The sequence below is a fragment of the Robertmurraya sp. DFI.2.37 genome (assembly GCF_029211245.1).
In the GTDB taxonomy this organism is placed as follows: Bacteria; Bacillota; Bacilli; order Bacillales; family Cytobacillaceae; genus Robertmurraya; species Robertmurraya methanolica_A.
In genome coordinates this window covers 1-4,407 of the sequence record NZ_JARGEJ010000109.1, presented here as the reverse complement: position 1 = coordinate 4,407, position 4,407 = coordinate 1, and the positions used below count along the sequence as shown (strand labels likewise).

The 4,407-nt window shown below is 37.2% G+C and carries 3 protein-coding genes and 1 pseudogene; all 4 read left to right on the top strand.

The features are described 5' to 3' along the window. Positions 1–126: 126 nt before the first annotated feature. Positions 127–339 carry a hypothetical protein gene (locus PZE06_RS25390; RefSeq protein ID WP_191963603.1) on the top strand — a complete coding sequence of 71 codons (213 nt, stop codon included), beginning with the start codon at positions 127–129 and terminating at the stop codon, positions 337–339. A gap of 7 nt (positions 340–346) precedes the next feature. Continuing rightward, the gene (locus PZE06_RS25385) at positions 347–1,069 is read left to right on the top strand and encodes a GTP pyrophosphokinase (RefSeq protein WP_225310844.1); all 723 of its coding nucleotides are present in this window, start codon (positions 347–349) and stop codon (positions 1,067–1,069) included. Between the two features lie 681 nt (positions 1,070–1,750). Next, entirely contained in the window at positions 1,751–3,664 is a 1,914-nt protein-coding gene (glgB, locus tag PZE06_RS25380; RefSeq protein WP_150917783.1) for a 1,4-alpha-glucan branching protein GlgB, read from the top strand. A gap of 20 nt (positions 3,665–3,684) precedes the next feature. Continuing rightward, a pseudogene (locus PZE06_RS25375) lies at positions 3,685–4,278 on the top strand (sugar phosphate nucleotidyltransferase); the annotation flags it as partial. Positions 4,279–4,407: the final 129 nt, after the last annotated feature.

Sequence of the window (4,407 nt, the reverse complement as noted above, 5' to 3'; positions counted from 1 at the left end):
CTTTTTGTGGTTTATTTGGCACGTATTTTTTTGAAAACGATTTTGAAAATTCCAATGTATCCTCATAAGTATTGCTTTCATCCCCCAAAAGACCCAGAATCAGTTACTTAATTTCCGAGAGTCTACTTGAAAACGACAAAAGAGCATGGACTAACTTGGGATGACTTAAGCCTTGATACCATATCATGGACGATTATAGCCCTCCTTGAAAAAATCCCTGAAATGCATGTGGAAACCGAGAAGGAACCAGATTTTCCGGAAATCGCAAAGATTATTTGTCGATTAGTATTTCCACCTGACAAACTTTCGCAGCTTAAAAATAATACGAGAGATGAGTGACAAAAAAATGGATATGACTAATTTTAAAAATGTAAAAGTCGAATTAACGAGATTTATGATGGCATATAAGTTCGCCCTTGATGAAATGAATACGAAAATTAATATTTTGAAAGAAGAGTTTAATTATATTCATGACTATAATCCGATTGAGCATGTCTCTTCTCGCGTGAAATCCCCGGAAAGCATCTTCAAAAAAATGTATCGAAAGGGATACCCTTTTTCCCTATCCTCTATTAAGGAAAATATTAAAGACATCGCAGGAATTCGTATTACCTGTTCATTTATTTCAGATATATATGAAATTAGCAATATGCTCCAACAACAAAAAGATATTACGCTGTTGGCTTGCAAAGATTATATTTCCAATCCTAAGCCCAATGGTTATCAAAGCCTTCATTTAATCCTTGAGATTCCAATATTTATGTCTGATCGAGAAGAATTGATTCCAGTGGAAATACAGATTAGAACAATCGCAATGGACTTTTGGGCAAGTTTGGAGCATAAGATCTTTTATAAATATAATAAAGAAGTCCCGGAAAAATTGATTATGGAACTGAAAGATGCTGCGACAGTTGCATCAGAGCTTGATCGAAAAATGGAAAGAATTCATCAAGAAATGGCCATTATAAAGGAAACGAATCGAAAAAAAGAAAATGAGCAATTTCTTTTAAATATGGATGAGCAAACGTTGCAAATTTCCAAGAGTTTGCTTGAAACGTTTACAAAATAAAATTGGCGAAGGACACTGAATGATGTCTTTTCAGGATGTAGACAATCTCGAAGATTTTCGAATTTGTCTACATCCTTTTTTCTTTGAAATGTGCGACGGAACGAAGGGTGGAGCTTTCCGCAGGTTCGGCCAAGCTAAGGTCATAAGAAATAGTTTATGTAGGCAGATGCTTACGTTTGTCCATAAGCTTAAGGATAATGGCAACTTGGAATTGGAAACCTGCTTGAGTAAAGAGCGTTCATATTGATTAGGACGATAGCTGAGCCCTCACAAGAGCGGTTTTGTCAGTGGAGGCTCGGCGCACGCCCCAATTAACTGGCAAGCCAATATTCCATCGAGAAATGAAAAAAATATACCGAGAGAGGTTCTCTAGAATCCATTTGTCGACAATCTGCAAAATCCTGAATATGTCTTTTTGGGCTTTTGTAAAGGTGATTAATTCTTTCTTACAAGATATCTAGAATTCTTTGTAAGAATTTCTCACAAAATTTACAAATAATGCTAACATAAATGTTACAATATGATTCATATTATGAACTTAATGTTGGAAAAGTTTTCTATTAGGCGATTCCTTCGATGCTGAACCACTGAAAAAACGATAGAGGATGGATATGTAATGCCCGTTTCAACTTATGTTTATCCATTGTATGCAAGCTAAAATTAGGAAAGGAGCTGGTTTGATTGCAGCAATATAAAGAAGACATGTCGCTGGCAAAATACTTATTTCACCACGGGCAGAACTTTCGAGCATATGAATATTTAGGTTCGCATTTTATTGAAAATAACGGGAAATCAGGCTTTGTTTTTCGCGTTTGGGCGCCTAATGCTCAATCCGTTTCTGTAGTAGGTGATTTTAATCAATGGAATCATCAATCCCATCCAATGGAAAAGGAGACAGATGCAGGGATATGGGAACTCTTTATTGAGGGATTGGATGAGTATTCACTATACAAGTTTGCTATTTTGACAAAAGATGGACGCATACTTTTTAAAGCTGACCCATATGCATTTCATAGTGAAACAAAGGAAAAGACAGCTTCTTTTACTTATCGTTTTGAGCATAAATTCTCATGGACGGATGATGATTGGCAAAAGGTAAAGGAGAGACAAAACATATACGAATCTCCGCTCAATATTTATGAAGTTCATTTAGGTTCGTGGGTAAGAGCTGATGACGGACACTATGCGAATTACCGGCTAATCGCTGAACGGCTCATACCGTATGTGAAAAAAATGGGCTACACTCATTTAGAGTTATTGCCGTTAGCTGAGCATCCGTATGATCGTTCTTGGGGGTACCAAGTTTGTGGCTATTATAGCGTAACTTCAAGATTTGGCAAACCAGAGGATTTTATGTATTTTGTAAATTTAGCCCATGAGCATGGAATTGGCATTATTATAGATTGGGTTCCGGCTCATTTCCCAAAAGATGCGCACGGACTATATGAATTTGATGGTCAGCCATTGTATGAATATCAAGACCCTTATAAACAAGAGCATAAACAGTGGGGAACAAGAATATTCGATTTTGGAAGAAAAGAGGTTCGCTCCTTCCTCATCTCAAACGCTCTCTTTTGGATGGAAAAGTATCATATTGATGGAATTCGGGTAGATGCCGTTGCTTCGATGCTATATTTAAATTACAACAGAGATAATGGAGAATGGAGACCTAATATTCATGGAGGAGATGGAAACTTAGAAGCAATAGAATTTATAAAAGAATTAAACCACACTGTACTAACTAATTTCCCTCATAATTTGATGATAGCAGAAGAATCTACAGCCTGGCCAGGTGTTACCCTTCCCCCATCCTACGACGGTTTAGGCTTTAATTTTAAATGGAATATGGGTTGGATGAATGATGTTCTATCATACATTAAGTTTGATCCTATTGCACGGCAATATCATCACGACAAATTAACATTCCCAATTATGTATGCTTGTGAAGAAAATTTCATATTACCGATTTCTCATGATGAGGTTGTCCATGGAAAACATTCATTATTAGATAAAATGCCTGGAGATTATTATGAAAAGTTTGCCGGGGTTCGAAGCTTCCTTCTTTATATGCTTTGTCACCCGGGTAAGAAACTAATGTTTATGGGTGCCGAGATCGGCCAATTTATTGAGTGGAATTGTGAACAACCGCTGGAATGGTTTTTGCTGAAATACGAATCCCACAAGAAGCTGCAGCATTTTTTTAGCGAAGCGAATCATTTTTATTTACAGAATCCTCCCCTTTGGCAATTAGATTGCAACGAAGAAGGCTTCAAATGGATTTGTCCAGATGATAATAAAAGGAATGTTTTAGCATTTCGCCGCATCGATAAACATGATAACGATTTGCTCATTATTGCTAATTTCTCTCCAGTACTTTGGAATGATTATTATTTAGGTGTTCCTCAAAAAGGAGTATATAAGGAGGTATTTAATACTAATTTGAAGAAGTTTGGCGGTTCAGGTCTTCGGAATCGTAAGTTGTTAGCAACGAGAGATGAGCAAATGCACGGATTTGAGCAATACATTTCTATTACTGTGCCACCTTTAACCACTATGGTTTTTCAATATCATGAGCGTCAAAAAGTGAGGATTTGAGAAGAAAGGAGAGGGATTCCATGTTTAGAAAGAAAAAATGTGTGGCAATGCTCCTTGCTGGCGGGCAAGGCAGTAGATTATATGTGCTCACAAAACAAATTGCGAAGCCAGCAGTACCTTTTGGTGGAAAATATCGAATTATCGATTTTACTTTATCAAATTGCATTAATTCTGGTATTGATACAGTTGGTGTGTTAACGCAATATCAGCCACTTGAGTTGAATGATTACATCGATAATGGAGAACCTTGGGATTTGGATCGAACATATGGCGGTGTTCACATCCTTCCTCCATATCAGCGAGTTCATGGGGGAGATTGGTATAAAGGAACGGCAAATGCGATCTATCAAAATATGAATTTTATTGATCGCTACACACCGGAATATGTGCTTATTTTATCAGGGGATCATATTTATAAAATGGATTATAGCAAAATGCTTGACTATCATATTGAGAAAAATGCCGATTGCACGATTGCTGTACTGTCTGTTCCACTTCAAGAGGCAAGTCGCTTCGGGATAACGAATACGTATGATGACGGAAGGATTTATGAGTTCGAAGAAAAACCGACAGAGCCTAAAAGCAATAAGGCTTCGATGGGCGTGTACATTTTCAAAAAGGAGCATTCCTGTTAGAAAGATTTTCGGGGACTTGAACAAAAAAGAGCCCTCTTGGTATGATATGGGGTGTCAAATCTGCAGAATTGACCCCTAACTTAGTTAACCAAGGAGGACTCCAAAATG

Coding starts and splice junctions, on each gene's coding strand:
- PZE06_RS25385 (WP_225310844.1), top strand. CDS start 347: ATGGATATGACTAATTTTAAAAATGTAAAAGTCGAATTAACGAGATTT.